Source organism: Nostoc sp. (genome assembly GCF_036917555.1).
Classification (GTDB): Bacteria; Cyanobacteriota; Cyanobacteriia; order Cyanobacteriales; family Nostocaceae; genus Nostoc.
Genome location: NZ_JBALDD010000083.1, coordinates 66684 through 93221, shown reverse-complemented (window position 1 = coordinate 93221; position 26538 = coordinate 66684). Strand labels below are relative to the sequence as shown.

The window sequence follows — 26538 nt, the reverse complement described above, 5'->3', positions numbered from 1 at the left end:
TTAGAGAATTGGTATTACTAAAGGCTATTACCAGTTGGTATAGCTTTTGTAACCAAGAAATTTGCGTTCGCAGACATTACTACTTCTGCCTCCAAAGTACAGATCAATCACATGACCTTTGTTCTCACTATAAATTCCCTAAATTGCCAATCCTGAGAATAGACAGCGAATCTGTTGCTGACCCCTCTCATCCAGCTTTTGGGTGTATTGCTCACCTAAACGAGATTTTGACCTAGTATGATTTGATTATCGTTTCTCCAAGTTTAGAAACCGGGGTATCTATCGGTATTCGAGGACATTTTGATAGTGTTTGGGGGATTTTTCAGGGAGTACAGCCAGTTAACTTTGTGTGTCAGATGTTGGCATGCCTACAGGAAACAGTTGACCGTCATATTTGAGTGAGAGAGTGGGGGATGTTGCTTGTGGGCAATGGTTCCACATTTATCGGGGGATTGCTCAGAAGTCAGCACGTCGCAACACAAGCTAATATTGCGCTGTTGTCGGCGGCGGATAATGACGATTACAGCTATGTTGACCAGAATTTTCAGCCCGAATCTTTGCAGACTTAAAGCAAGCGTGGTTCCGTGATTAATGTTGAGATGCGGCGCTATCGAGAATCTGTGCTTACGGGTTTGGTCGAAGATGGGTACACCATTATTGATGCTGAGGATGTATCGGATGACGAGAGTGGGGCTGTAATCGAGTCGGTTAAAGCGGCATCTGTTGAATTGTATGCTGCAGAGTGTCAGGCGATCGCGCAAGCTGATGAACTCTCTGGGGCTGAACTCAAGAAGCTGCAAGACAAAAGAGCGAAAACGAAAACCGAACGACATCAGCAACGCAAGGCCCAATTGTCCCGTCACTACGAAATTGACGTAACCCCTGATTTGGTCGAGAAAGATGATAATGGGTGGTATCCCCAACTGCGGATGCACTACTATTTGACACTGGGGCGAGAGTTTCTGACGGACTGTGATGCTAAACGGGCGAAATCACAACTAGAAGCTGGAGAGAATTCGATATGAAAACCAGATTTTAACAAGGGGCAGCTATTGCCTGCTGTGTTGTTACTCGAAAATCTGAATCTGTTGCAGTTTCTTACACCAGACGTTCAGTTACGTGGAACTGATGAGAAAATGGTGGAGTTTAAAGCGCTGGCTGTAAAGTATCGGCACGTTATCAAGAATTACTTGAACGTCACTATTTCAGAAAAACTTACTCCTGTGGCGATCGCACAGAAACTACTTGCCAAAATTGATTTGAAACTGGATTATGTGGGTCGGCTTGGTTCACGGGATGACCGAGAGTGTGTTTATCAATTTGTTGCCCCTGATGACGAGTGTGATTCGATTTTCGAGCGGTGGTTAAATCGGGATAAACTATTTGTTAGTGAATCTGTGTCAGTCACTAATAATATAGAGTTAACCACACCCGTCATTGACACTCAATCCCTTGACATTGCCCAAACATTTACTCAAGTGGAAAGTCCGGCGAACCAAGGTGGAAGGGGCTGAAGCTGAAAATGCACCAAGGAATCGACAGTGCTGGTAAGTTCTACCAACTGCTAATTTTCCAGCTTGGTGAGGCTGTCGGCGTTGCTGATGGTGAACTCTTTTGGAATGGATACTTAGGGCTGTGGCAGGTCTGGGTTAACTTTGTACAGGCGTGTACGTCTGTGGTGTGCGATTGGTTGGTGGCAGTACATTCGTCAGAGGTTAAAGTTGAATAAAATTTGTCAATAAGCAATAGTACTTAAAATATTGTGAAAACTCAGGGTTAGAAACAGAATTTTTGAGTAGGTGATGCCTACGGCGGGCTATGCCTACGCGTCATCTTAATAGGCATCATTCATTTTTGACCCATCAGTTCAGTACAAAAGTTAAGTTAATACCTCCCATTTGCCAAATTTTCAGCATAATTTCTAATTGACAAAAGTGAGATTCTCTTAACCTCTCACTGATGGTGGCAGTGTAGGTCATTCACTTTCCTAACGCCTATTAATCACTCCTTATTAGCAAGAAGCACCTGGGGCGGGAGCTATACAGAATAGACCCTTGTAGGTATCGCTTAAAAGTTACCCTTAAAAGGTCGATTTTTATCTGACTATCTGGGATGGGTTTTATAATAAATAGTTCTGTCACTTGCGCGCGGCGTTGCTGCATACGTGAAAATGAGATTTATGGAACTTATGGATGAAGTCGTAGCTAAGTGGATACAAAATAAACAAATCGCTATAGTTGGTGGCGGTCCCGGTGGACTAACCTTAGCACGACTTTTACAACTCAAAGGTGCAAACGTAAAAGTGTATGAACGAGATTTTAATAAAGATGCTCGTATGGTAGGCTCGCCGCTTGATATGCATGAAGGGTCGGGAATGGCGGCTTTACGCAAAGCAAATTTATTAAGCGAGTTTAAAAAGAATTTTCGTCCCGGTGCCGATAAAATGGTTATCGTGAATGAACGTGCAGAAATATTTTTTAGCGACCACGAAACCAAACCTGATGAAGATTTTAATAGTGAACATTTTCGGCCGGAAATAGACCGTGGTCTATTACGAAATATGTTGCTGGAATCTTTACAACTGGAAACAGTTGTGTGGGACAGCCATTTTATTTCAATGGAAAAACAAAATGTGGGCTGGTTGTTGCATTTCAAAAGCGGTTCATCTGCTTACGCAGATATTGTCATTGCTGCTGATGGCGCTAATTCTAAAATCCGTCCATACATCACAGACATCAAAGCTTTTTATTCAGGCATTACAATGCTTGAAGGCAATATTTCTGATGCACAAAAAGCAACGCCTCATATTTATACATTGCTAAATGGCGGAAAAATAATGGCTTTTGGAAATACAAAGAATTTATTGATGGGTCCCAAAGGCAATGGTGACCTAACTTTTTACGCAAGTTTCAAAACAGATGAAAACTGGGCAGCAAATAGTGGCTTAGATTATTATGATAAAACACAAATGCTGGCATGGCTCAAAGAAGAATATTCCGAATGGAGCAGTATCTGGTACGAACTGTTTGAAAATGCAGCCACACCTTTTATTGGGCGACCCATTTATTGTATGCCTTTGAATCAAAACTGGGAAACCCTGCCCAACTTAACCATGCTCGGCGATGCCGCACATGTAATGCCGCCCTTTGCAGGAGAAGGCGCAAACATGGCTATGCTTGATGCTTTGGAATTGAGCCAGTGTTTGTGCAACGAAAATTTTAGTGAGATACAAACTGCTATTGCTTCTTACGAAAACCAAATGAGAAAAAGAGCGGCACAGGCAGCGCAGGAGTCTTTAGAAAATGGAGATCGGATGCACAGTGCAGGCGCGCTCGAAAAAATGCTGGCGTTTTTTGGCGCGAAGTAATTTCTAATCCTGAAAAAAGAAAGATATTTGCTTATGGTAACAAGAAAACTTTAACGGTCTAACAAGCGACAGAACAAAGCGCTGCACCGACCGTCTACAGTTTTGTTCGCTGCATTCGTTCCTCACTTCGCTCCCTTCGCTTCCGGCAGCGAGTGAGCTTTGCGTTACCTTTCCCATTTCAGGAGTCTTTGACAACTGAGCAAAGGTTAATTCCGCAGCATTTAAGAATTTAACTGCTGCATCCGTATTCCCATTAACCAATATATAATTTGCCAAATGTCGCAAATCTTGCGTTGCCCGGTTTTTGACAATTAACCGATAGTTCATGTATAGTTTTGGTTCCCCATGCTGTTCTAACCTAAAACGGTAGAACGCAAATTCTGCCAATATTCCGGTGTTACTTTCTGCCCAAGAGAATCAATACCTTCTTTCAATAGTCCTTCTAATTTCACTTGTGCCTTGTGTTTTTGGTCTTGCTGTACCAATGAGAGAAAATATTCGCCAATGCTGCTATAGGCACCTGCCATCACTTGTGCCTCTACATAAACGCGTACCTCATCAGGTATATCAATATTGATATTCATTGGCTAAGAACTATAACTATCCTCATTATTTTAGCTGACAATTTCCATCAATCTTAAATTCCGCTGTCGCTATCTTGATTATGTCCCCCATAAGGTTTTAACAGTTCTTCAAGGTAATATGCGAGCAAATTCCTCATGTACAAATCGAGTCATTCAATTGGGTTATTAAGAATTAATTGGAAGTGATTAATAATATTTTATCTGTATTTACAACCCATTTTAATCACACCTCAAATTGATGCTGTGAACGGTTACATGTTTCATGCTGTTTCACAATCAGCTACAGAATGCGCCCAACAATTGTGGCGGTATGAGCATTATCGTAAGATAGCTAATGCTAAAGATATTGACTGGAATGGGTATTTGGAGCAGTGGCAGATTTGGATTAATAATGATAGCGCGTGTATGTCTGTGGTGGGCGATTGGCTGATGGTAGTAGACTAAAGGTCTACCAACTGCGTGTCTGTTTTGGGTAAGTGTCAAATTTGACCCAATTGTTTAATCGTAGCGACTATCCTCTTGCTCCATTGAGATAGAAGAGTAAAAGTAAAATAAAATTATCCTCCACTTAAACCTATTGGCGACATTTAATTTTTAATTTGATACTCGATAACAATTGTGCTGCCTCCTACAATGCTGTACAATGCATATAAAAATACGATAAATTGATCAAAATATAGTAGTTTAATTTATTCTGGTGACCGTCATTGGCGGCAGTGGAAGCAACCTCTAAATTCACCTTTAAAGAGATGGAAAGTGACTGATATTGCAACTGGTACGGCGGCTAATGTTGACCCAGTGACGCTGCGGCGACGGGGAGTGGGATTAATTGCAGTCGATTACAGCCGCTGTGCGGGTGGTTATACACTGTTTGCGCCCCAAACCGACGCAGGCAAGGTTTATCTGATTGACATCGAGGGAACCATCGTCCACACCTGGCAACTGCCCTATCGTCCGGGACGAGATGCTGTGCTTCTGCCTAATGGCAATATGGGCTACAACGGCAATCACCCCGATTCACCGAACCTCTACCCCGCCTGGTCACTGTGGCATGGAGGCGCTTTCTTTGAGGTAACACCTGATGGACAAATAGTATGGCAATACACCGACTATTTCCATCACCACGATGCACAGTGGTTGCCCAACGGCGATCTGCTCTATGCGACAGTTGAGCCGCTGCCATTAGATTTTGCCAAACAGATTGTGGGTGGCAGTACTGCTCATAATCTGCCAGATGGGACGATTTACGCAGATGTGATCAAGCAGGTGAACCGAGCCGGTGAACTAGTCTGGCTCTGGCGCGTCTGGGAACATCTTAACCCCGCAGATTTTCCGATCTATCCGGGTTTCGACCGCTATCACTGGCCGTTGATCAATGGGCTTTGGTTGGCGCAAGGAGAGTTGGTCTTGATCAGCCTGCGAACGACATCGGGTGTGCTCGCTGTAGACAAACGCACAGGGAATATTGTCTGGCAGATTGGTCCTGACCAGGTTGCCCAACAGCATACGCCTATAGAACTGGACAATGGCAATATCTTGATTTTCGATAACGGCAATTTCCGACCTGGGATTGCGACTCCATTCTCACGCGTCATTGAGGTGAATCCTATCAATGGAACAATTGAGTGGGAATATACCGACGAGCTACGCACTGCATTCTTTTCGCCCTACATGGGGTCAGCCCAGCGACTGCTAAATGGTAATACGCATATTACTGAGGCGGCAACGGGTCGGCTGTTTGAGGTCACGCCGGATGGCAAAGTCGTGTGGGAATACATCATTCCTTACTTTAGGGAATATCCCGAAGCGGCAGCCCGTCTGTATGTGCCAGGTCATCACAACAGCGTGTTTCGATCGCACCGCTACGCCAAATCTCAGATCCCCTGGCTTTAACCACTCCTTGCGATCATGTCAGGCAAAGCGCAACTCTTAACCAAATAATTCGTAATTCGTAATTAAAGGTACAAGCCCCTGACTTTAGTTATGAAGACAAATAAATTTATTTCTTCGCATGGTTAATGCGTCATCGGCTGGGGCTGAGAGCGGTGTTGATGGATCTGATGGCTGGGGTTGAGATTAAAGGCGACGAGGCGATGATTCAAGTTTTGGCAGAGTTCTCGAAACGCAACGCATCTCACGTTTTGGGGGTTCTCAACCTCACTATCCCGCAATCAGAGTCTGCTTTGTGGATTTTGGGACAGTTCCTCTCGTAACTCGGTTTGTCTACTGAGTCACGAAGACCACAGGAGGATGGTCAGAGGGTTAGGTATCATCGGTTGAATACTGAGGATGTCGTGTTTATCCAGAAGGTACTTTCTTATCGGCAGAGGCAAAGGGAAGAGAAGGAACGTAAACGCCAAGAGTCACTTGAGCTTCAGGCGGCTTATGCGGCTAGAATGCAGATGCAGTATGGAATTAATGCGCCGTCTACACCCCCCATTAATGAAGATGGAGATAATAATCGGGGGGATATAGACACAGAAGTAGAAGAAGTGGAAATACTTCATGAATCCTGGTGGAAATGGGTGAAATATTATGCTCAGTTGGTAATTGAACGAATTGAGTACGGAATGGAATCTATTAAAGAACTACTCAGTACGCTAACGGGTGATGAGCGATTGGGTGTGATCTTGGAGTTTGAGGATGCTTACCTTCAAAAGTTTGCTCAACTGGTTATAGATGCCCCCCAGTGGACTGAGTGGATGGCTTAATTTGCTATTCAATATAGCCCAGTTGACTGTTAATTCCTCAAGCATCATAAAAGTGAGAGGCACACGTCCGTATCTCTTGAATTATAGCGATATAGTCTTGCTACCCGGCCACAGTAACCCCTTTTACAGTATGTGTCTTAGGTTGGTTTGAAAGCCGCCAATCGTCTTCAGTCTTGATGAAAAATGACCCTATCTTGTTTTTTGAAGCTGTCGCCTGCCTTAAAATGACCATATCTCGTTTGCAACCCAAGTAAAATCAGAAGGTTGAAGACTTCTGCTGTGCCTGTCATATTGGCAATGGTAAAGAGAACAGCGAGAACAAACACCAAAATCTGACATTCTTCAAGAAAAGCTTGACTTGCCTTACCTAGCCTTGTAAAGTGTTTCCTAGTTTATCATTTAACAGCTTTAAGCCGATAGACTTACCGTAGTTTATGAACCTAGTTTAATTTTGCCAGTTCTTTGAATGTCTGTTTAATAAACAAAATATGTGTGAAAAGCATGATTTTGTTTATGAACATAAAAAATGGATATTTGGCTCTAAAATTTGTAGTCTTTTGAGAGTCTTTTTAATTAGGATTAAGCAGCGATCGCAGATATTTTGAATAACTGATTTGTAACTGGTAGTTCTCATTTAAATTGGAGCAAAGCGACCATGACTGAACCACGCTATGGAATTTGGATTCCGGTCTATGGAAACTGGGGACCGCTAAATCAACCCGAAGATCCATTTGATGCCAGTTATGCTAGGGCGCGATCGCTTTTGATTCAAGCGGAACGAGTAGGTTTTTCATCTACTCTCCTCGCACAACACATCATCAATTGTTACGACCAAGATTTTGATCAACTAGAAACCTGGACAGCAGCAGCGGCCCTCGCTGAAGCCACTGAAAAAATTGAGATTATTGCAGCAATTAAGCCCTTATTATTTCATCCTGCTGTCTTAGCAAAGATGGCACTGGGTATTGATGCTATTAGTAATGGCAGATTTTCCATTAACTTGGTTAGTGGCTGGTTTCGCACAGAAATGGAAAAGGCTGGTATTCCCTTTCCTGAACATGATGAACGTTACCGTTACTCTGAAGATTGGATTAAAGTTGTCAAGGCTCTATGGAGTGGCGAAAGAGTAAACTATCAAGGCGAATACTTTCAAATTCAGGATCTAAGCTATCGCCCAACACCTCTAGCTCAACCTCGTCCACGAGTTTACCTGGGGGGTGAATCAGATCCAGCTAGATCCTTAGCGGCTCAAGAGGCAGATGTCTTCTTTATTAATGGTCAGCCGATTGCAGAAGTCCGCAAGATTATTACTGATGTCTCCCGCAGAAGGAGCAAGCAACTCCAGCCGCTACGGTTTGGGATGTCAGCGTTTATTATTGCTCGTCCAACTGACAAAGAAGCCCAAGAAGAACTAGAGCGGCTGACATTTTTGCAAGCACAGGAAACTGAGCCATATATGCCAAACATCTTGAATGGAAATGATCCCGCTACCGTTATGTTCAAAACTTTTGAGAAGTATCCCCATGTAGGTACTAACGGTGGTACGGCGGCTGGTTTAGTAGGCAGTTATGACACAGTGGCATCTCGAATTCTTGACTTTGTAGACATCGGTGTTGAAACCTTTATGTTGCAGTTCTATCCCTTTGCACGGGAGTTAGATCGCTTTGCCGCAGAGGTGATACCAAGGGTTAAACGCTTACAACCTGTAGTATAACCTCAGAGACATTTGAAGTTTATGTCCAGGAGAAAGTCAGTATGATTCAAATTTTCACAAGCGATGCCTATGACAACCCTAATCGGGAACGCACTGCACATATTATTACTAGCGATCAAGAAGCCATTGAAATAGCCCAACAATTAGCGACAGAATTTGCCCAAGAGGCAGCAGAACGCGATCGCGATCGGAGATTGCCCTATACAGAGTTAGAAAAACTGGCAAATAGCGGACTCCAGGGAATCACTGTCCCCAAAGAGTATGGCGGGGCTGGTGTTTCTAATGTCACCTTAGCAGAAGTGATCAAACTTTTGTCTGAAGCTGACTCCAGCATTGGACAAATCCCCCAAAATCACCTTTATATGGTAGAGGCAATTCGGCTTAATGGCACTCAAGAGCAAAAGCGTCACTTCTTCAGGCTAGTGCTGGAAGGTAAACGCTTTGGCAATGCTTTTACCGAAGTTGGCACTAAAACTGCTGTAGCTTTTAAAACTCGTCTAACGCGCACGGATACAGGTTATGTTTTGAATGGCAAAAAGTTTTACTCGACTGGAGCTTTATTTGCCGATATTGTCCCGGTAGTTGCATTAGACGATGATGACAAAACCGTAATTGTGTTTGCCCTTCGCCATAACCCTGGTTTAAACATAATTGATGATTGGTCAGGGATGGGACAGCGTACTACTGCCAGTGGGACTACAATCATTGAGAATATCCAAGTACAAGAGCGGGATATCCTGCGCCATTATCTAGCATTTGAAGAACAAACAACCATCGGAGCCGTTGCCCAAATCATCCATGCCGCAGTCGATGTCGGCATTGCTAAAGCAGCATATAAAGATGCTATTCACTTTATTCGTAACTATACTCGACCGTGGATAGAAACAGACTTTGAACATGGCTATGAAGAACCATTAATCATCTACGGCGTAGGTGAAATATCAGTGAAACTTCATGCCGCAGAGGCATTATTAAAGCGAGCCGGAGAGTTTATCGATCGCGCTTTTCAAGAGCAAACTCCAACCAGCGCCACAGAAGCTTCGATCGCAGTTGCCGAAGCTAAAGCATTTGCCGATGAAGCCTGTATTTTTATCACCAACAAATTTTTTGAACTAAGTGGTACCAAATCCACCTTAGAGCAATTCAACCATCATCGCCACTGGCGCAACGCTCGCACTCATACCTTACACGATCCCGTGCGCTGGAAGTATATCAACGTGGGTAACTATTACCTCAATGGCGTTAATCCACCTCGTCATGGTGCATTTTAATTCGTGGGGTATGGGCAATTCACAAATCAGAAAAACTACTATAAACTCATTGACTTACCGTATTTAGAAGCGATATCTAACTTATTCTAGAAAACTCAAAATTCATCAATAAGGATACTGAATATGGTTGTAGCAGCATCTAGAGAATCAAAAGAATATATCACTTTGGCTAGTGCGATCGCCGAAGAGTTTGCTCAAACGGCAGTTGAGAGAGATATCAAAGGAGGGACTCCTACAGAACAACTGCATCGTCTGCGTGCAAGTGGTTTGCTCAAGCTTCTGGTTCCACAAGAGTATGGCGGATTTGGTAGCGACTGGGTTACTGCTTTGCAAGTAGTACGAGAAATTGCTAAAGGTGATGGTTCCCTTGCTCAATTGATTGGCTATCATTACGTGAATCTAGCAAACACTGGATTGCTTGGGCGACCAGAGCAAATAGCGAAATATTACACTGAAACCGCTCGTAATAATTGGCTTTGGGGTGATTCGGTTAATCCTCGTGACCCTAACTTGACCCTTACCCCAGATGGAGAAAATTTTCGTCTCAATGGCACTAAAAACTTTTCCACTGGTGCAAGAAGCGGAGATATCGTAGTGATTGCTGCCATCCGCGAAGACTTGGGTAAAATTCTCTTTGCGCCTCTGCCCAAGAATCGAGAAGGTATCGTCTTCAATGACGATTGGGACTACATCGGACAGCGCCAAACCGATAGCGGTAGCGTCGAGTTTCACAACGTTCTCGTCTATCGAGATGAAGTACTAGGAAATCCCGATTCCACCGATCATCCTAGCCCATTCGCTACTCTGGTTAGCCCGCTCATCCAAATTGTGTTTGTCAACTTCTACCTGGGAATTGCACTAGGAGCATTTGAACAAGCCCGAAAGTATACCCTTTCCACAACCCGTCCTTGGATTTTTTCGCCTGCTGAAAAAGCTTCCCAAGACCCTTATATCATCGAGCAATACGGTAATTTGTGGGTGGATTTGAGAGCAGCCATTAGTCATGTGGATTATGTGAACACCGTCATCCAAGGTGCATGGGAGAAGGGAGAACAACTGAGTGCCGAAGAACGGGGCGAAGTTGCCGTTACTGTTGCTACAGCGAAAGTATTCAGCACACGAGTTGCCCTAGAGACAACTAGCAAGATTTTTGAAGTGACAGGCACTCGTACTGCTGCCAAAAAATATGGCTTTGATCGCTTCTGGCGCAACGTCCGTACTCATACCCTGCATGATCCAGTAGTTTACAAAGTCCACGAAGTTGGCAACTGGGTACTTAACGAACAAATCCCAGTTTTCACTTTGTATACGTGAAAAGGGCAGGAGACATGAGATTGCATAGCTGCCTTCCTAGTTAAAGCTTGAATTTTGAGTAAAAAATACTACTATCTATTCCCAATCCCCAATCCCTAATGACAAAACAACTGCATCTAGCCGGATTTCTGATTGCCTCTCACATAACTCATAGTCATCCTGCATGGCGACATCCTCTCAATGACTTGAACTTTTTGCGACCGGAGTTTTACCAAAATCTAGGTCGAATTCTCGAACGAGGCAAGTTTGATTTTGTGTTCTTTGCAGATGGATTGATGATTCCCAGTCGTTACGGTGCAGGTATCACAGACACTCTGCGCTATGGCTCTCAAGGTGCTGCTTTTCTTGACCCCGCTTTTGTTGTGGCGACGATGGCAGTTGCAACCGAATACATCGGATTGGGCGTTACCCGTTCCACCACGTACTCGGCTCCTTTTGATTTGGCTCGTACCTTTGCATCATTAGATCATCTCTCACGGGGGCGTATTGCTTGGAATGTGGTGACATCCCACAATACAGCTGAGGCGAAAAACTATGGTTTTGAAGAACATTTAGAACATGAAATTCGTTATGACAAAGCGGACGAGTTTATCGAAGTCGCCTATAAACTCTGGGATAGTTGGCAAGAAGACGCATTAGTTTTAGATAAAGAAACAGGCTTGTTTGCAGACCCCACCAAAGTTAGACACATTAACCATGAGGGGCGATGGTTCAAGTCACAGGGTCCATTGACAGTGCCGCGATCGCCTCAAGCTCGTCCAGCAATCATGCAAGCTGGCTCGTCTGACCGAGGTAAGGAATTTGCCGCTCGTTGGGCAGAAATTATCTTTGAAATTGACCCGACACCAGAAGGTCGCAAAGCCTACTACGATGATGTCAAGTCACGGGCTGTGAAATATGGGCGAAATCCCGATGATATCAAGATATTTCCGGCAGTAATTCCCTTTATTGGAGAAACAGAAGCGATCGCAAAAGAGAAACAAGCCTTTCACAATCAACTAGTTGATCCGATTGCAGGACTGATTACTCTCTCCAGCCACATGGACTATGACTTTTCCCAACTTCCCTTGGATGAACCAGTCAAAGATGTGCAAGTTGGTGGGATCAGAGGACTTTTTGAACTGGCTCTGAGACTAAGCAAGAAAGAAGGTTTGACCCTCAGAGATATTGGTAGGCTTTACGCTGAAGGCATATTGCTCCCTCATTTGGTGGGAACACCCACTCAAATTGCCGATCAGCTAGAAGAAAGCTTTAAAAATGGTGAAGCGGATGGCTTCATTATTTCAGCAGCTTATCTTCCTGGCGCATTTGAGGAGTTTGTCGATTTTGTCGTGCCAGAGTTGCAGCGCCGGGGTTTATTCCGCAAAGAGTATACAGGCAAAACCCTGCGTGACCATCTCTTACTGGGCAAAGCTAGCTTAACACCTCCTGTCAGGCAACCTGAACCAGTAGGTATTTGAAAGAGGCAGGAGGCAGGAGGAGCAATTCACTTATGATTGTTGACTGTTAACAAAAATTAAATTGAAAACGTATTGCGATCGCTGTCTACTCTACCTAACTAATATTATTGCTGGGTAGATGAGTAGTCAGCAGGATATTAAAGTAATTTTATGAAGGATTAAACCGTGGTCAAACTAATTCTACCTATAGAGCTTACCGCCGAGATTGAGCCACACCTACCATCGGATACGCAATTTGTGCGAGTAGATAGTGATGGTAATTTTGATGGTGATGCTAGTGATGCAGAAGTTTATCTTAATGGGTTCAAATTGAAGCCGACTACTCTACATAAAGTGCTAGCAGCTGCGCCTGGAATACGTTGGCAACAGACTCCTAGTGCAGGTGTGAATCACATCCTCACACCCATTTTTCTCCAACACGATATTATTCTGACTAATGGTGCGGGGGTTCATGCGATTCCGATTTCGGAATTTGTATTGACTTTGATTCTCTATCACGCCAAGCAGTTACGGCAACTGCAAGCTGCTCACGATCAACGCAATTGGCGAAAAAGCTGGTTGGTACTGCCAGAGTTGGCAAATTCAACTGTGTTAATTCTCGGTACTGGGAATATTGGTCAGGCGATCGCAGCTCGTGCTAAAGCATTTGGGGCAAGAGTTTGGGGTGGTCGCCGTCATCCTGAACCGTTACCAAATTTTGATAAAATCGTTGGTACAGATGAATGGCACGCATTATTGCCAGAAGTTGACTATATAGTTCTTGCGACACCTTTGACACCAGAAACCAAAGGCTTAATTGATGAAAAAGTACTGCGATCGCTACCCAGTCATGCTTATTTAATTAATGTGGGTCGCGGTGCGGTTGTAGATGAATCAGCATTAACTAAGGCTCTAACTGAAGGCTGGATTGCAGGTGCAGGATTAGACACAGTTTCTATTGAACCCCTACCACCAGAAAGTTCTCTATGGTCGTTACCTAACCTATTTATTACACCTCATACTTTCGCAATTTCCCCAGCATTGAAAGGACGCATCGCCAACTTGTTTCTCGATAATCTAGAGCGCTACCGAGCTGGTCAGCCCTTACAGAATGTAGTCAATAAGCAAGCAGGATATTAGAGTAATTCGTGAGGCAGGCGCTAACAGTGGGTTTCCCGACTTGTACTCCTACGGAGAAGCAAGCTACGCGCAGCGTCTCCCTAAGGATAAGGAGAAGCAACTGCCGTTAGTGCACCGTTAGCGACGCAGGAGCGTCACCCGAAGGGTAATTCGTAATTAACAATCTAAAATTAGGCGATCGCCCCTTTAGATTTAGCTTAAACCGTTAGAGACAATCCAACATGACCATATTCAATAAATTCAGTAGGAGTCAGATTTTTGCTCAGTCGTTGCTTAGTATTTTGCTGCTAACTGCTTGTTCTTCTCCAAATTCTCAATCTCCAACCGCCTCTACTCCAACAGCCGCAAGTAATGCTAGTGCTGCTAGTAATACCTTAAAGCTTCTCTATTGGCAAGCACCAACTATTCTTAATCCCCATCTAGCTCAAGGTAACAAAGACTTTGAAGCCAGTCGAATTACTTACGAACCCTTGGCCAGCTTTGATAAAGATGGTAAGCTAGTCCCCTTTCTCGCAGCAGAAATCCCCTCTTTAGAGAACGGTGGAGTAGCAAAAGATGGTAAATCAGTGACTTGGAAACTTAAACAAGGAGTCAAATGGTCTGATGGTAAACCTTTTACGGCTGCGGATGTGGTGTTTACCTACCAATTTGTTAGTAATCCATCTGTAGGTGCAACCACTGCTGCTACTTATCAAGCTGTCAAAAGCGTTGAAGCCTTGAATGACTATACCGTTAAAATCAATTTCCAGGAGCCTAACCCAGGTTGGTCATTGCCATTTACTGGTTCCAATGGGTCAATCATACCTCGTCATATATTCGAGAAATACAACGGTAGCAACGCCAGAGAAGCGCCAGCTAATCTACTTCCTGTAGGAACTGGCCCCTACAAAGTAGTGGACTTCAAGCCTGGTGACATTGTTGTTTATGAAGCTAATTCCTTTTTCCACGAAGCAAATAAACCTTTTTTTAAGCGAGTAGAACTTAAAGGTGGTGGGGATGCAACTTCAGCTGCTAGAGCAGTATTACAGACTGGAGATGCAGATTTTGCCTGGAACCTCCAAGTAGAAGCTCCAATTCTTAAGCAGCTGGAGGCAGCAGGAAAAGGTAGATTAGATATCGTCTTTGGTTCTTATTTGGAACGGATTACTATTAATCAAACTGACCCTAACAAACAAACCAAAGACGGTGAACGCTCCAGCATAGAGTTCCCCCATCCTTTTTTTAAAAACCTGAAAGTGCGTCAAGCTTTTAATTATGCTATTGACCGTGACACTATTAATCAACAGTTATATGGTCAAACTGGTCGTGCTGTTACAAATATCCTGGTAGCGCCAGATATTTATAATTCAACCAATACGAAATATGAATTTGACTTGAAAAAAGCTGCTGCTTTATTGGATGAAGCTGGATGGAAAGATACCAACGGCAACGGCATTCGGGATAAAAATGGTGTAGAGCTCAAGGTTTTGTTTCAATCTTCAGTCAACCCAGTCCGCCAGAAAACTCAGGAAATCATTAAACAATCACTAACTTCTATTGGCGTGGGGGTAGAACTCAAGAGTATCGATTCAAGTATTTTCTTTTCTAGTGACCCTGCTAACCCAGACACTCTTGCTCACTTTCACGCTGATTTACAAATGTTTAGTGGTGGCAATAGTAACCCAGATCCAGGTAGTTATCTGAAGGCGTGGACTTGTAATGAGATTTCCCAAAAGAAAAATAATTGGTCTAAACCGAATAGTTCTCGTTACTGTAACCCTGAATATGACAAGCTTTGGTTACAGTCCAATACAGAATTAGACTCACAAAAACGCCGACAATTATTTATTCAGATGAACGACTTGTTAATTAAAGAGCAAGCTGTAATTCCATTAATTTCTCGCGCTAATGTTAATGGAGTCAGTAACAGACTCACTGGTATAGATTCAACTCCTTGGGACGATCGCACCTGGAATATTAAAGATTGGCAGCTAAAGTGAACGATTGGGGATGAAGCAAGAGTTTTCCAATCCCTATGAATTTACGACAATCTCGGATCTAGCGCATCTCGTAAAGCATCACCTATATAGTTAATGCTTAACACAGTGAGAAATATTGCTGTGCCAGGGAAAATAACTATGTGGGGAGCATATTCTAGAAAGTTTTGCCCTTCGTTAAGCATTCGCCCCCAAGTTGGCACATCAGGTGGAAAACCTAAACCAAAAAAGCTCAGGGTTGATTCGGTAACGATCGCAGTACTTACTGAAAGAGTAGCAGCAACTAGTACGGGACTAATGACGTTGGGCAAAATATGAACCCAAATCAACCGTGCAGGGGAAGCACCAAGGGCGCGTGCTGCTGTGACAAATTCTAACTCCCGCACTGTCAAAAAACCTGCTCGCACTAATCTAGCCACAGACATCCAGTTGAGTCCACCAATCACCAGTACTATCAACACAAATATACTTATTTCTGGCCCGGCAATCACCTTGAGGGCGTCCCGAAACAAAAATATCACTAGTAATAATAATGGCAGTCGTGGTAAAGCTAAACACAAATCTGTCAAACGCATCAAAACAATATCCAGCCAGCCGCCATAAAACCCAGCAAGTGCGCCGATCAGTGTACCGACACTCATGGCTACTAACATCGAAAAAATTCCGACTGCGATCGATATTCTGCCGCCATGCAATACTCTCGCTAATATATCCTGACCTAAATCATTAGTACCAAATGGATGTACCCAACTAGGGCCAAGAGTGGATTGAGCAAAGTCAATTTTGTTGAGGGGAATATTATAAATAAATGGCCCAAACAAAACACTTAATACTATAATTAGCAAGACTACAATCCCAAACATAGCTTGACGATTACGGCGAAACTTGCCCCATGCTTCTTGTGTGAGGGTTTCTTGCTTAAAAACAAGATTGGTTGATGCTGGAGAAACTAAAAATTTGGATGGTTCTGAACTTTGATTAGGCGATCGCTTCAACATAAAAGATGTTCTATATTTAATTTGTATACTACTAACAGCCAGAGGAATGACTCTATTTTTGATTAATTTTGAATTTTTTAGCTATTTTGTATACTTGACGCGAGGATCTAGTAACCCATAGAGAATATCTGCAATTAGGTTAAAAATAACAATCAAAATTGCATATATAAAAGTAATTGCCATGACTACTGGTGTGTCATTCTTATAAATGGAATCAATTAATAAAGCACCTATACCCGGAACCCGAAAAACCTTTTCTGTCACTAGAGCGCCTGTAAAGACACTTGGAATATCCAAGGCTACTAAGGTAACTACAGGAATTAACGCATTCCGCAAAACATGACGATTGATAACCAAGAATTTGGGTAATCCTTTAGCATAAGCAGTACGCACATAGTCTTGATGGATATTTTCCAAAATCTCTGAACGCACAAAGCGCATCAGCATTGCTGTTTGCAAAATTCCTAATACACAAATAGGCATAACAGATTGTTTAATTTGAGCGATAAAGCTCTGCCAATCTGTTACCTGTAAAGTACTATTGTAGATAAAAGGGAACCATTTTAACTGTATACTGAAGATAATAATAAACAGTAATCCTGTAAAAAATGTTGGTAAAGAAAACCCAAAAAAAACTAAAGTAGTCAAAACTGTATCAACAATAGTATTGCGTTTGAGAGCCGAAATTACTCCTAAAGGGATAGCCAGCAATATACCAAAAAGATAAGCAGAACCAACCACCCACAAGGTTGTCGGCACCCGTTGGAGAATTAAACCAATTACTGGACTGCGGCTAGTAAAGGAATAGCCCATATCTCCACTGATAAAAGCGGTAAACCACTTGACATAGCGGATATAAATTGGTTGATCTAAACCTAAAGATTTTCTGATATTTTCCCGAACTTCAGCTGTGATCGAAGGATTCAGGGCAAATTCTCCCATTGGATCGCCTGGTGCTAATGCCAGAATAGTAAAGATCACAATACTGATGGCAATTAAAGTCGGAATAGCAATTAGTAATCGATTGATTAAATATTTACTCATTGACCCCCTATTGGCTAGCTGTATCCTTGAAGAGACTGGGGATTAGTATTTTTATTCTACACTTTCTTCTTCGAGATGATGAAATTACCCAACTTGACCAACTTTTGTAGCTTCAGTAACTTCAATTAATTGTCCTGTTTTGACATTATAAATATAACCATAAATAGGAATTTCAAGGGGAACTAATGGATGCAAACGAATTCTTTGCACATCTGCATAAACGCTTTTGGCAAGATCATCAATAGTCAGCCAATTGATAAACTTGCCTTCGCTTGATCCCGACCCAGACCCAATATCAGACCAACCTGTTTCATCCAGTTTGGCTGTTTTGAGGCTACTAGCAAGTAAATTACCGATGATTTCATTTGTGAAGGTTTCCATTCCGCAATTGGTATGATGAATTACAAACCATTCACGAGTACCAAGTAACTTGTAAGAAATCACTAAAGAGCGAATTGCATCATCGCTAGCACGTCCACCTGCATTGCGAATTACATGAGCATCCCCTTCAGCTAATCCAGCGAATTTAGCTGGGTCAAGTCGAGCATCCATGCAAGTGAGAATTGCAAATCGACGAGATGGAGGTATGGTGAGATTACCCTTATCACCGAAGTTTTCAGTGTAAGTAAGATTAGCTGCCAGAACTTCTTCTATAATTTGGCTCATTTTTAGTATGTGTAGGCAAGCACTTGATTAGTAAACTAAAAGCTAAATTTTTACCTATTGACTCTATTTTCGATAAAATTACCAGTCTAAACTACAGTAAATCGATAGAAATTTAGTATTTTATAAAGAGTAATGTCCCACAAATTAATACAAAAGGCAAGTTACAGCCTTGTAGCCCTAGCTGTCTAATTCGTGTTGTTTATGGGATACCAACGATAGCTGTACCGTGAGAACTTGGGATATGAGAACTGACGGTTGGGCTGAAGTATCTCAAGTCTTTCCTGCGGAATGTCATCTTAAACTATTGCTTGGTAAACATTTCAGGCTTTTATTACTCCAATTTCATATTTATTTGTGGTGGGCTAACACTTCTGTTGGGTTCATTTAGAAGCTGCGGCAAGCATTCGCTTTAACACTCGCTGCATCACTTGAAGTTCTTCATCATCTAGGTAACAACCAAAATATTCTGCGATGCCCTCTGAGTAAGCTTTCCACATTTTCTGTTGCATCTCTAATCCGGCTTCCGTCAGCACTGCATAGGTACCCCGTCGATCGCTGGGACAGCTTTTTCGATAGAGCAATCCGGCTTTTTCCAGGCGATCAACTAGGTGAGTCAGATTGCTCCGGCTTAATAGGGTTTTCTGTGCTAATTCACTCAAGCGCAAACAATGCTCTGGTGATTCTTTGAGCGTCAGCAACACATCATACCAATCCATGCTGGGCAGCCCTGCTTGAGAAAACTTTTCGCCAATGCGATCAAGAAGCTTGACGTTGGCAGTGATAAAGAGCCGCCAGACCGAGTTGCGTTGATTGTCCAGTTGAGATGTAGAGGTCATGTAAGAATTATCTCAAAAAAATAGTTGAAATTTCAACTATCCAGTGCTACCGTATTTTTAGTTGAAAGTTAAACTATCAAAAATTTAAATATTTTTGAGTTTGGAATGATGGCAATCAAACCGCTTCTTGCTGCCTGGAAATCTCGATTCAACCTGGGACAATACTTACCAAATTTATGGGAACCAAATCAATTGGGGCTATTGGCAATGATCTTGACTGTGTTTGCCTGGGCGATCGCGGCAAATGTTGCCAACGGTTTATTCCTTGCCGGTGTGCAGCCACTTGAGTTAGCTGGAGGAAGTGCGATAATCGCCACATTTGGATTTGCTCTTCTAGATTGTTTGTTCGGACGTGCCCATGCAAGACCACTCAACCGCCAAAACTTTGTCCTGGGGCTAATTCTCGTGGGACTGGTGGGTGCTGATTACCTGGCAATTCAACGGTTGCCTGTTGCTGTTGCGATCGTTCTATTGTTTATGGCTCCCGTTTTAGTTGTCCTATGGACTGCTCTAACTTCTCGATCTCTGCCTCCTCGACCTGTGTTGGTTGCCCTGAGTCTTTCTGTTGTGGGAGTGCTGCTGGTTTCTAATTTATTTGCCAGTCACAGAGAACCGATTGAGTGGGTAGGAATTCTCATTGGTTTGGGTACGGCAATCTTTTTCGCTGCCTACATTGTGTTGAGCGAACAGGTAAGTACAACCAAGGAAACCATTGGTGTGATGTTGAAGACGTTTGCTGTTGCCAGTTTAGTTTGGCTTGCCTACCAGTTGACTCAAGGTGTTCCGTGGACGCTGCTTGCACCGGAGAATATCTTGAAGGTTATCTATGTAGGTCTTGCAGGAAATTTGCTGCCCTATCTGCTGTTTTTCTGGTGTATTCAACGGGTTAAGGCACAACGAGCCGCGATCGCTGCCACATTGGAACCTGTGATTGCGGGTGTTCTCGCCTGGGTTTGGTTTGGTCAAACCTTAACTGTAATGCAAATAGTCGGTGGATTTGCGATCGTGGTGGCAATCACCTGGATGCAGTTTCAAACCGCAAAGCCCGCTTCAGTTTCAAAGTAGTCATTTTCAACCGAACTATCTTGCATCAAAAAACCAACGATCATCAGAGCACGGTGGTATTGCACCCATCTACCCTCTTGACAAAGAAAAGCTCAAATTCCACAGATTTGGAGAAACATTATGAAGGTTTTGATTGTTTTTGCTCATCCAGAACTCAAAAGTTTTAATGGAGCGCTGTTTCAGAGAGCAATTGATACACTCAAAGGACTTGGACACGAGGTTCAATACTCAGATATATATGCTATGAAATTCAATCCCGTATCCGATCGCCACAACTTTCTCTCTACAAAAGATCCTGATTACTTCAAACAGCAAATCGAAGAGATGTACGCGACTGAAGTTGAAGGCTTTACCCCAGAAATTGAAGTTGAAATTCAGAAAGTGGAATGGTGTGATTTGATGATTTGGCAATTTCCCCTGTGGTGGTTTAGTGTGCCTGCTATTTTGAAAGGATGGGTTGATCGTGTCTTTGCAATGGGTCGTGTGTATGGTAGTGGACACATTTATGAAACAGGTCGATTTCGAGGCAAGAAAGCAATACTTTCATTAACTGTAGGTGCAACAAAAGATGCTTATCTTGAAGATGGGTTTCATGGTGATATCCATGCTATCCTTCGCCCAATCCAACGAGGCATCCTTCAGTTTACTGGCTTTGATGTGCTTTCCCCCCATATCGTCTATGCCCCGGTTCGCCAATCTGATACCGTCCTTGGCAGTATTTTGGATGATTTTTCTCGGCGACTGCAAACTATTGAAAATGAATTGCCGATCGCTGTCGGTAAGTATTTATAGACTTTCCAGGCGTTGTTGCATAAATAGGGAAAATGGTAAATTTTACCTATGTGCTACACTTAATCGCATGATTCAGTTAGGCAAGCCGAACAATTATAAAGTAGAAGACTAATTATCAACTCTGTTGAGAGAAGGTGTGTCTTTTTCTGTTTCATGCAACAAAGCCCGGACATAAAGGTATGCTTTACCACTTCTGGTCAGGAACCCAGTTGTAGTTTTTATCTTTGACATCAATTTTCTTGGGAATAACTTTTAGCTCGTAGAAGCTGTCTGCCATGTTTTGTAACCCTGTGAGAACTTCATTAGTTACAGGTAATACCTTGCGATCGCCACCCCGCTTCTCTACAATTTCCATTGTTGCTAAATCAACTTTGTAGAGTTTGGAAAGGAGTTCGGCTGAATCTTTGTAGTTGTTTTTAGACCAGTTACCTGCTTTTTCCAGTTCTTGCAAAATTATTTTTACAATGTCTGGATGATCGCGGACAAAATCTGGAGCAGCGTAATAGAATGCAGAGCTTTCTATAGAAGCTTTTTCACCAAACACTGTAGTATTATCTGCCAACAGACGAGTATGAAGCTGACGTTCAGCTTCAGCAGTATAAGGGTCCCATATTACCCATGCATCGAAATCACCGCGCTCAAAGGCTGGTAAAGCTTCGGCTGGAGTTAGATAGACAGGTTTAATATCACTGTATTCTAAACCTACCTTTTTTAGCGCACGTACAATCATATATTGCGAACTCGCGCCTTTGGCAAAAGCGACTTTCTTACCTTTTAAGTCACCGAGAGACTTGATAGGTGAATTTTCTTGCACTAGAATTGCTGAACTTCTGGTACTACTCGTACTCGCAGCCACTCGCACGAAAGGTTTATCGCTGGCTTGAGCAAAGACACTTCCTGTACCACCGCCACCACCAAAAACAATCGCACCTACACCCATTCCCTCAAGTAAAGGTGCAGTCGAGGAAAATTCATTCCATGTTACAGAAATACCTTGAGGTTGTAAGCGCTTCTCTAGGCTGCCTTGGGCTTTGATAATATTCAGCAGTGCCATACCTTTTTGATGCCCCATTTTCAGCACTGTTAACTTGCTAGTCTGGGGTTTTTCTGTAGGTGTATTAGCTGAATTACTAGGAGTACAGGAAGCGATCGCCAAACTCAAGCCTAAACCTATGACAAATAGTAGAGCAAATGAGCGAATTCCTGGTTGCTTAAAAAACTTTAACCAGTCCCTCTGATTTATCAGTCGATTAAACATAAGTGAATCTTGATTAAATCTACTTAATTACTCACTGATAGAAGTGAGTTGAGGATTAGGAATATCTAGCAAGTAAGAAATTACTTCTTTACGCCAAGCATCATATATTGGTTCAATGCCTTGGCTATTGGCTCCATTAAAGTTTTCCGCGTCTTGCCAACGCTGTTTAATATAAGCAGCACGTCGTTGCTGAATTTCTTCATCTAGTTCTAATAATTGTGCCGCAAGTTCAACTCGTTCATTAGGTGAGGCTTGCTCAAACTTTTTACGCCACCAATTAGCAATTGTCACGCGATGCACTGCTTCATCATCACTGAATCGTTCACTACTTTGTGCTGCTAATACCGCATCACCAATTTTTGATGTCAGTTTATTGAACCACACCTGGGGCAGAATATGATGTTCGTAGTGTAATTCCCAAGCCAGAAATCCCAGCCAGTTGCGATACGGTACGTCTTCTAGAAATTCCCAATGGCGTTCTGCTTCCTTACGGATATCATCAATGGGATCGCGTCCAGTCAGAGCAATTACTCTTTCACGAAAAGCGATCGCATGTGCACCGTCATCACCAATTTGTCTACTCAAGATTAAATGCAAATCTGGGTCAGGAATTAACAAGATTGCCTTACTAGCGGCTTGCACAATAGACAAATCATGACCACCAGTAGCAGCCCAATATTGGTAGAAATTCTCTTTTTCCGCTTCTGTAATTGGTGGACGACTAGGGTGTTCACGAGTCAATGACACATGGGGCGCGTGCTTGCTAAATAGTTTTTCCAGAGTTTCTTTTTCAAACTCTACACTCCAAGTTCGAGTCAAAGTTGCAGTCATAATTGTTTCCTTGAGGTATTGTGTATTGTGATAACTCTTACCCAATTCCTAATCTTTAATGCTTACGAGCTTGGGCAGTTTGGAAACTGGAATATTCAAGAAGTAAGACAGTACCTCTTGCCGCCAAGTATCGTAAATTACATCTGTTCCCTCAACTTGAATTCCAAGGGCACGACGGCTAATCTTTTCATGCTCTTTGAGATAGGGATTCCGACGGCGTTGCACTTCTTCGTCTGCTTCTATTACCTGTGCTGCTAACTCAGCTTTTTCAGTTGATGAGGCTTGGTCAAACTTACGTAGCCACCACTCTGCAACGCCCGCACGGTGGAATGTTTCATCTGGAATGATTCTCGCTGTAGCAAAGCCTGTCGATTCTGGATCGTACAGGCGTGACAAACGTCGATTTAATGAGCCAATCGTAACAATATGATGTTCATAGTGCAGCTCGAAGGCTAAAAAGCCTAGCCAGCCACGTAGCGGCACATCTCCCATAAAGTCCCAGTGCTTTTGCACTTGCTTTCGGATATCCTCAATGGGATCGTGACCAAATAATGCCTCTACACGCCGACGAGTATTTTCTGCATGTGCGCCATCATCACCCAATTGCCGACTTAAAAATAGCTGCAATTCCGGATCGGAAATTTTATCAATGACATTGGCAACAACTTGAACAATAAATAGGTCATGGGCTGCACCACCAATCCGCAAGTGGTAGAAATTTTCTAGTTCTTCTGTTGTGGCGATCGCTTTTGGCTCCTGCAACCGCTTTTTCGGAATATGAGGAGCGTGTTTATCAATTAACCTATCAATAGTTTCATTTTCAAATTCAATTGTCCAAGCTGGACGAGCTATGCTAGCAGTCATATTTTGCTCCTATGTGTCGTAATTCATAAGGCAGTTGCCGTCAACGGGAATCCAAATCCTGTAACTTCCCTCAGACATAGCTTTTCAGAATCTTTGTAATCAGCGTTGAAAGTTTGCTTGGCAGTAAATTTTTAATTTCTTGAGCAGCTAACTACGGTAAATTAGTCAATATACCGTAGTATTTAAAATGATGTTTGCATATATGAGCAGAAAAAACAAGCGGCATATTCTCAAGCTTGCTTCTTTAGATGAACAGCGCACATTCCAGTATTTGTAGAATGAAATTTACCCTCTGCTCAAGAGCTGCACGGCAGTTGACGGTAATCGCACTCAACAAGGAAAACCCTAGAGCAGTGCTGGACTCAGCGCACTGCCTCCTATTTGTATCAATCTAAAAATTAAACGCTATAACCACTTTATATACACAATTTGAACAATGATTCTTAGCCACCGCCCCGGTTCAATTGTCGGTTGTGATCGCTTTGCAGCTCCGACAGATTTTGCCCAAAGCCCCCTCTCTCAAGCATTGAAACAGCCTATATTGTTAGGGTTGTTTCTGCCAATCCAGGCAGGCGGTTGGAGTGCCTCCACACTACCACGCACCACCGACTGGAGCTTTGAATACAATAAAGCTCTTGTGCTGCACGCTGAGGCGCTGGGCTTTGACTTGGTGTTTGCCCTGTCACAGTGGCTACCCAAAGGTGGTTATGGCGGTGTGTTCAATGGTCAAGCGCTAGACTCTTTCGTGACCACTGCTGCGCTCACGAGCCTGACACAGAAGATTATGCTGATCTCTAGCATCCATGTGTTATATGGACCAATTCATCCATTGCACTTAGCCAAGTACGGCGCAACGCTAGACCATATATCAGGGGGTCGCTGGGGCATCAACGTCGTGACTGGACATCGCGCTGTTGAACACGAGATGTTTGGTTGGAAACGCATTGAACACGATCATCGCTATGAAATTGCCGCCGAGTTCATCGAAGTGCTGCAACGCCTGTGGGGTGACGATGAGAACTTCTCATTTGAGGGCAAGTCTTCATGGAAGCTCAATGGTGCTTACGTTACACCTAAACCGAAATACGGTCGTCCAGTGCTAGTCAATGCTACTGGCTCAGACGCTGGTATCTCCTTCGCTGCACGCTACTCTGACATTGTGTTTATCACCAGCCCAGAGGGTTCTGACTTTGCCAGTGCCATTGAAGTGCTACCCACACATACCCAAAGAGTAAAGCAGGCTGCGCGCGACATTGGCCGCAAAGTCCGAACACTCCTCAACCCGATGGTAATCAGCCGCGAAACTGAGCGCGAAACTTGGGCTTACCACGATGCTATAGTCGCCCACGCCGACCCAGCTGCTCCTTTGGGCTTTAGCAGATTCGATAGTGACGCGCACGCTTGGAAGGGTCGCGTGGGTAAAGATGCACCAAAGCGCCGAGCTATTGGTGGTAATATCGAGGTCATCGGTACACCACAGCAGGTAGTCGAGCAGTTTGTACAGTTGAAAAAGGCTGGTGTTAACGGTCTGCAATTGAGCTTTTATGATTTTAAGGAAGACCTAGAATTTTTTGGCGATCGCATCCTACCTCTGATGAAACAGGCGGGTCTCAGGTTATAAATCCTTACACTATAAAGCTTTGAGATTATTCTCTCGCAAGAGTGATAGAAGAGGGTTAGAGAAGTGGTGTAAGGGTATAGGGTAGGGTGTAAAGATTTTAGGTACACATACATACACCCCTGCACTCTTACACCCTTACTTATTTTAAAAGTCAGGTATATAATTTTTGTGATTCAAACTAATCCGTTTGATTAAGCCCAGTTACGTACCACAACAATTTTGAAACTGCGTTCCTCAGAAAAATCGTAATCTAGAGAACCAAAATGCTCTAAAGCCCACTCACGTAAATCTCGCACAGCAGGGACAAAGATCTCATCAGGAATTGCCCAAGATGCACTTTGGGTTTTGTGTTCATAATTTTCTAGCAGTTTGCCAAGAGTCTGTTTAAACGGCCATTTAGCTGCAATTACTGTTTCTAAAGTTGCGCCTTGTGCTTCCAATTCTGCTAATACTTCCTCTTGAGTCGCACCATAACGAGGTAAAGGATGACCATAGCCATCTAAAATAGCCCGCCAACGCTGAAGAAATTCCCACCTCTGAAGATGAGTATCCTCACTAGGCACAGTAGCATTAGCCTGACCGTGACTATAGAGGTAAATTCCGCCTGGTTTCAGGACGCGGCGAATTTCTGCTAGTGCTTGTTTCCAAGCCGAAATGAGATGAAATACATGAACTGTCAACGCTACATCAAAAGAATTATCTTCAAACGGTAAGGCAGTAGCATCTCCTTGAACAGTTGTTAGTTTGTGGGAAACACCCTCTAGTTTTTGATGTAGTTCCGCTAACATTTTTTCTGAAACATCTATACCTGTATATGAATAACCCCTTTTAGCGATGGGAACAGCAATTCTACCTGTACCAATGCCCGTTTCATAGAACTTAGTCTCTGGTGTTGACGAAACTAAGTTCAAAATAAAGTCAGTCACCTGCTCAGAAACCCCTGGCGGAAAGCCTCTTGTAGCATCGTAAATATCAGAAACTCTGTCAAAAGAAACAGTCGTAGTCATATATATCCTTTATTGCTTGGTTAGAAAGAGTTAAAAGTAA

General features: G+C 43.2%; 28 protein-coding genes. 18 read left to right on the top strand and 10 right to left on the bottom strand.

What is annotated here, in order from left to right:
* The first annotated feature begins 413 nt into the window (after nucleotides 1-413).
* From V7K60_RS32410 to V7K60_RS32390, 5 genes are all read left to right on the top strand, one after another.
* The gene (locus V7K60_RS32410; protein ID WP_334931970.1) at nucleotides 414-569 is read left to right on the top strand and encodes a hypothetical protein; all 156 of its coding nucleotides are present in this window, start codon (nucleotides 414-416) and stop codon (nucleotides 567-569) included.
* Between the two features lie 15 nt (nucleotides 570-584).
* Entirely contained in the window at nucleotides 585-1025 is a 441-nt protein-coding gene (locus V7K60_RS32405) for a hypothetical protein (protein WP_334931968.1), read from the top strand.
* A gap of 27 nt (nucleotides 1026-1052) precedes the next feature.
* On the top strand, nucleotides 1053-1514 hold the full coding sequence (locus V7K60_RS32400; protein ID WP_334931966.1) for a hypothetical protein: 462 nt from the start codon (nucleotides 1053-1055) through the stop codon (nucleotides 1512-1514).
* An 8-nt stretch (nucleotides 1515-1522) separates the two neighbouring features.
* Nucleotides 1523-1729 (top strand): hypothetical protein, encoded by a 207-nt coding sequence (locus tag V7K60_RS32395; RefSeq protein WP_334931964.1) that lies wholly within the window; start codon nucleotides 1523-1525, stop codon nucleotides 1727-1729.
* A 459-nt stretch (nucleotides 1730-2188) separates the two neighbouring features.
* Entirely contained in the window at nucleotides 2189-3367 is a 1179-nt protein-coding gene (locus V7K60_RS32390; RefSeq protein WP_334931962.1) for an FAD-dependent oxidoreductase, read from the top strand.
* 3 nt (nucleotides 3368-3370) lie between these two features.
* Here V7K60_RS32390 and V7K60_RS32385 read toward each other — a convergent pair whose 3' ends face one another.
* Together V7K60_RS32385 and V7K60_RS32380 are read right to left on the bottom strand one after the other, a co-directional pair.
* On the bottom strand, nucleotides 3371-3694 hold the full coding sequence (locus V7K60_RS32385) for a type II toxin-antitoxin system RelE/ParE family toxin (RefSeq protein WP_334931960.1): 324 nt from the start codon (nucleotides 3692-3694) through the stop codon (nucleotides 3371-3373).
* A 26-nt stretch (nucleotides 3695-3720) separates the two neighbouring features.
* Nucleotides 3721-3951 carry a ribbon-helix-helix domain-containing protein gene (locus V7K60_RS32380; RefSeq protein ID WP_334931958.1) on the bottom strand — a complete coding sequence of 77 codons (231 nt, stop codon included), beginning with the start codon at nucleotides 3949-3951 and terminating at the stop codon, nucleotides 3721-3723.
* 243 nt (nucleotides 3952-4194) lie between these two features.
* On the opposite strand from V7K60_RS32380, the gene V7K60_RS32375 reads away from it, so the two are divergent.
* The 10 genes from V7K60_RS32375 (at nucleotide 4195) to V7K60_RS32330 (ending at nucleotide 15519) form a co-directional block, all read left to right on the top strand.
* Nucleotides 4195-4395, top strand: coding sequence for a hypothetical protein (locus V7K60_RS32375; RefSeq protein WP_334931956.1), 201 nt, complete (start codon nucleotides 4195-4197; stop codon nucleotides 4393-4395).
* Nucleotides 4396-4707: 312 nt separating this feature from the next.
* Entirely contained in the window at nucleotides 4708-5844 is a 1137-nt protein-coding gene (locus tag V7K60_RS32370; RefSeq protein WP_334931954.1) for an aryl-sulfate sulfotransferase, read from the top strand.
* A gap of 125 nt (nucleotides 5845-5969) precedes the next feature.
* Nucleotides 5970-6164: a hypothetical protein gene (locus tag V7K60_RS32365; RefSeq protein WP_334931952.1), complete on the top strand. Its 195-nt coding sequence runs from the start codon at nucleotides 5970-5972 to the stop codon at nucleotides 6162-6164.
* A gap of 6 nt (nucleotides 6165-6170) precedes the next feature.
* Nucleotides 6171-6662: a hypothetical protein gene (locus tag V7K60_RS32360; RefSeq protein WP_334931950.1), complete on the top strand. Its 492-nt coding sequence runs from the start codon at nucleotides 6171-6173 to the stop codon at nucleotides 6660-6662.
* 655 nt (nucleotides 6663-7317) lie between these two features.
* On the top strand, nucleotides 7318-8376 hold the full coding sequence (locus V7K60_RS32355) for an LLM class flavin-dependent oxidoreductase (protein WP_334931948.1): 1059 nt from the start codon (nucleotides 7318-7320) through the stop codon (nucleotides 8374-8376).
* Between the two features lie 41 nt (nucleotides 8377-8417).
* Nucleotides 8418-9647 carry an SfnB family sulfur acquisition oxidoreductase gene (locus tag V7K60_RS32350; RefSeq protein ID WP_334931946.1) on the top strand — a complete coding sequence of 410 codons (1230 nt, stop codon included), beginning with the start codon at nucleotides 8418-8420 and terminating at the stop codon, nucleotides 9645-9647.
* 123 nt (nucleotides 9648-9770) lie between these two features.
* A complete protein-coding gene (locus V7K60_RS32345; RefSeq protein WP_334931944.1) occupies nucleotides 9771-10961 on the top strand; it encodes an acyl-CoA dehydrogenase family protein in 1191 nt (396 codons plus the stop codon).
* 98 nt (nucleotides 10962-11059) lie between these two features.
* Nucleotides 11060-12421, top strand: coding sequence for an LLM class flavin-dependent oxidoreductase (locus V7K60_RS32340; RefSeq protein WP_334931942.1), 1362 nt, complete (start codon nucleotides 11060-11062; stop codon nucleotides 12419-12421).
* 165 nt (nucleotides 12422-12586) lie between these two features.
* The gene (locus tag V7K60_RS32335; RefSeq protein WP_334931940.1) at nucleotides 12587-13540 is read left to right on the top strand and encodes a D-2-hydroxyacid dehydrogenase; all 954 of its coding nucleotides are present in this window, start codon (nucleotides 12587-12589) and stop codon (nucleotides 13538-13540) included.
* 221 nt (nucleotides 13541-13761) lie between these two features.
* The gene (locus V7K60_RS32330) at nucleotides 13762-15519 is read left to right on the top strand and encodes a peptide ABC transporter substrate-binding protein (RefSeq protein ID WP_334931938.1); all 1758 of its coding nucleotides are present in this window, start codon (nucleotides 13762-13764) and stop codon (nucleotides 15517-15519) included.
* A 41-nt stretch (nucleotides 15520-15560) separates the two neighbouring features.
* Here V7K60_RS32330 and V7K60_RS32325 read toward each other — a convergent pair whose 3' ends face one another.
* The 4 genes from V7K60_RS32325 to V7K60_RS32310 form a co-directional block, all read right to left on the bottom strand.
* The gene (locus V7K60_RS32325; RefSeq protein WP_334931936.1) at nucleotides 15561-16514 is read right to left on the bottom strand and encodes an ABC transporter permease; all 954 of its coding nucleotides are present in this window, start codon (nucleotides 16512-16514) and stop codon (nucleotides 15561-15563) included.
* Between the two features lie 81 nt (nucleotides 16515-16595).
* Nucleotides 16596-17558 (bottom strand): ABC transporter permease, encoded by a 963-nt coding sequence (locus tag V7K60_RS32320; protein WP_334931934.1) that lies wholly within the window; start codon nucleotides 17556-17558, stop codon nucleotides 16596-16598.
* A gap of 84 nt (nucleotides 17559-17642) precedes the next feature.
* Entirely contained in the window at nucleotides 17643-18224 is a 582-nt protein-coding gene (locus tag V7K60_RS32315) for a beta-class carbonic anhydrase (protein WP_334931932.1), read from the bottom strand.
* A 380-nt stretch (nucleotides 18225-18604) separates the two neighbouring features.
* Nucleotides 18605-19060, bottom strand: a complete 456-nt coding sequence (locus V7K60_RS32310; RefSeq protein WP_334931930.1) for a MarR family winged helix-turn-helix transcriptional regulator — start codon at nucleotides 19058-19060, stop codon at nucleotides 18605-18607.
* A gap of 105 nt (nucleotides 19061-19165) precedes the next feature.
* Here V7K60_RS32310 and V7K60_RS32305 point away from each other — a divergent pair, with 105 nt between their 5' ends.
* The gene (locus tag V7K60_RS32305) at nucleotides 19166-20125 is read left to right on the top strand and encodes an EamA family transporter (protein WP_334931928.1); all 960 of its coding nucleotides are present in this window, start codon (nucleotides 19166-19168) and stop codon (nucleotides 20123-20125) included.
* A gap of 120 nt (nucleotides 20126-20245) precedes the next feature.
* Nucleotides 20246-20917, top strand: coding sequence for an NAD(P)H-dependent oxidoreductase (locus tag V7K60_RS32300; protein WP_334931926.1), 672 nt, complete (start codon nucleotides 20246-20248; stop codon nucleotides 20915-20917).
* 184 nt (nucleotides 20918-21101) lie between these two features.
* On the opposite strand, the gene V7K60_RS32295 is transcribed toward V7K60_RS32300, so the two are convergent.
* The 3 genes from V7K60_RS32295 to V7K60_RS32285 are packed head-to-tail and all read right to left on the bottom strand — an operon-like array spanning nucleotide 21102 to nucleotide 23870.
* A complete protein-coding gene (locus V7K60_RS32295) occupies nucleotides 21102-22175 on the bottom strand; it encodes an aliphatic sulfonate ABC transporter substrate-binding protein (RefSeq protein ID WP_334931924.1) in 1074 nt (357 codons plus the stop codon).
* Nucleotides 22176-22202: 27 nt separating this feature from the next.
* Nucleotides 22203-23006, bottom strand: a complete 804-nt coding sequence (locus V7K60_RS32290; RefSeq protein WP_334931922.1) for a hypothetical protein — start codon at nucleotides 23004-23006, stop codon at nucleotides 22203-22205.
* A 48-nt stretch (nucleotides 23007-23054) separates the two neighbouring features.
* Nucleotides 23055-23870: a hypothetical protein gene (locus V7K60_RS32285; protein WP_334931920.1), complete on the bottom strand. Its 816-nt coding sequence runs from the start codon at nucleotides 23868-23870 to the stop codon at nucleotides 23055-23057.
* Between the two features lie 436 nt (nucleotides 23871-24306).
* Between V7K60_RS32285 and V7K60_RS32280 the strand changes: the two genes are divergently transcribed.
* Nucleotides 24307-25491 carry an LLM class flavin-dependent oxidoreductase gene (locus tag V7K60_RS32280; protein ID WP_334931918.1) on the top strand — a complete coding sequence of 395 codons (1185 nt, stop codon included), beginning with the start codon at nucleotides 24307-24309 and terminating at the stop codon, nucleotides 25489-25491.
* 191 nt (nucleotides 25492-25682) lie between these two features.
* Here V7K60_RS32280 and V7K60_RS32275 read toward each other — a convergent pair whose 3' ends face one another.
* The gene (locus V7K60_RS32275) at nucleotides 25683-26498 is read right to left on the bottom strand and encodes a class I SAM-dependent methyltransferase (RefSeq protein WP_334931916.1); all 816 of its coding nucleotides are present in this window, start codon (nucleotides 26496-26498) and stop codon (nucleotides 25683-25685) included.
* Nucleotides 26499-26538 lie beyond the last annotated feature (40 nt).

Bases quoted from the DNA above. Each gene is read 5' to 3' on its own strand.
- V7K60_RS32295 (WP_334931924.1), bottom strand. From the start codon at position 22,175: ATGTTTAATCGACTGATAAATCAGAGGGACTGGTTAAAGTTTTTTAAG.
- V7K60_RS32275 (WP_334931916.1), bottom strand. From the start codon at position 26,498: ATGACTACGACTGTTTCTTTTGACAGAGTTTCTGATATTTACGATGCT.
- V7K60_RS32390 (WP_334931962.1), top strand. From the start codon at position 2,189: ATGGATGAAGTCGTAGCTAAGTGGATACAAAATAAACAAATCGCTATA.
- V7K60_RS32395 (WP_334931964.1), top strand. From the start codon at position 1,523: ATGCACCAAGGAATCGACAGTGCTGGTAAGTTCTACCAACTGCTAATT.
- V7K60_RS32365 (WP_334931952.1), top strand. From the start codon at position 5,970: ATGCGTCATCGGCTGGGGCTGAGAGCGGTGTTGATGGATCTGATGGCT.
- V7K60_RS32285 (WP_334931920.1), bottom strand. From the start codon at position 23,870: ATGACTGCTAGCATAGCTCGTCCAGCTTGGACAATTGAATTTGAAAAT.
- V7K60_RS32305 (WP_334931928.1), top strand. From the start codon at position 19,166: ATGATGGCAATCAAACCGCTTCTTGCTGCCTGGAAATCTCGATTCAAC.
- V7K60_RS32355 (WP_334931948.1), top strand. From the start codon at position 7,318: ATGACTGAACCACGCTATGGAATTTGGATTCCGGTCTATGGAAACTGG.
- V7K60_RS32320 (WP_334931934.1), bottom strand. From the start codon at position 17,558: ATGAGTAAATATTTAATCAATCGATTACTAATTGCTATTCCGACTTTA.
- V7K60_RS32325 (WP_334931936.1), bottom strand. From the start codon at position 16,514: ATGTTGAAGCGATCGCCTAATCAAAGTTCAGAACCATCCAAATTTTTA.
- V7K60_RS32380 (WP_334931958.1), bottom strand. From the start codon at position 3,951: ATGAATATCAATATTGATATACCTGATGAGGTACGCGTTTATGTAGAG.
- V7K60_RS32345 (WP_334931944.1), top strand. From the start codon at position 9,771: ATGGTTGTAGCAGCATCTAGAGAATCAAAAGAATATATCACTTTGGCT.
- V7K60_RS32315 (WP_334931932.1), bottom strand. From the start codon at position 18,224: ATGAGCCAAATTATAGAAGAAGTTCTGGCAGCTAATCTTACTTACACT.
- V7K60_RS32385 (WP_334931960.1), bottom strand. From the start codon at position 3,694: ATGAACTATCGGTTAATTGTCAAAAACCGGGCAACGCAAGATTTGCGA.
- V7K60_RS32410 (WP_334931970.1), top strand. From the start codon at position 414: ATGTTGCTTGTGGGCAATGGTTCCACATTTATCGGGGGATTGCTCAGA.
- V7K60_RS32280 (WP_334931918.1), top strand. From the start codon at position 24,307: ATGATTCTTAGCCACCGCCCCGGTTCAATTGTCGGTTGTGATCGCTTT.
- V7K60_RS32340 (WP_334931942.1), top strand. From the start codon at position 11,060: ATGACAAAACAACTGCATCTAGCCGGATTTCTGATTGCCTCTCACATA.
- V7K60_RS32310 (WP_334931930.1), bottom strand. From the start codon at position 19,060: ATGACCTCTACATCTCAACTGGACAATCAACGCAACTCGGTCTGGCGG.
- V7K60_RS32300 (WP_334931926.1), top strand. From the start codon at position 20,246: ATGAAGGTTTTGATTGTTTTTGCTCATCCAGAACTCAAAAGTTTTAAT.
- V7K60_RS32290 (WP_334931922.1), bottom strand. From the start codon at position 23,006: ATGACTGCAACTTTGACTCGAACTTGGAGTGTAGAGTTTGAAAAAGAA.
- V7K60_RS32350 (WP_334931946.1), top strand. From the start codon at position 8,418: ATGATTCAAATTTTCACAAGCGATGCCTATGACAACCCTAATCGGGAA.
- V7K60_RS32330 (WP_334931938.1), top strand. From the start codon at position 13,762: ATGACCATATTCAATAAATTCAGTAGGAGTCAGATTTTTGCTCAGTCG.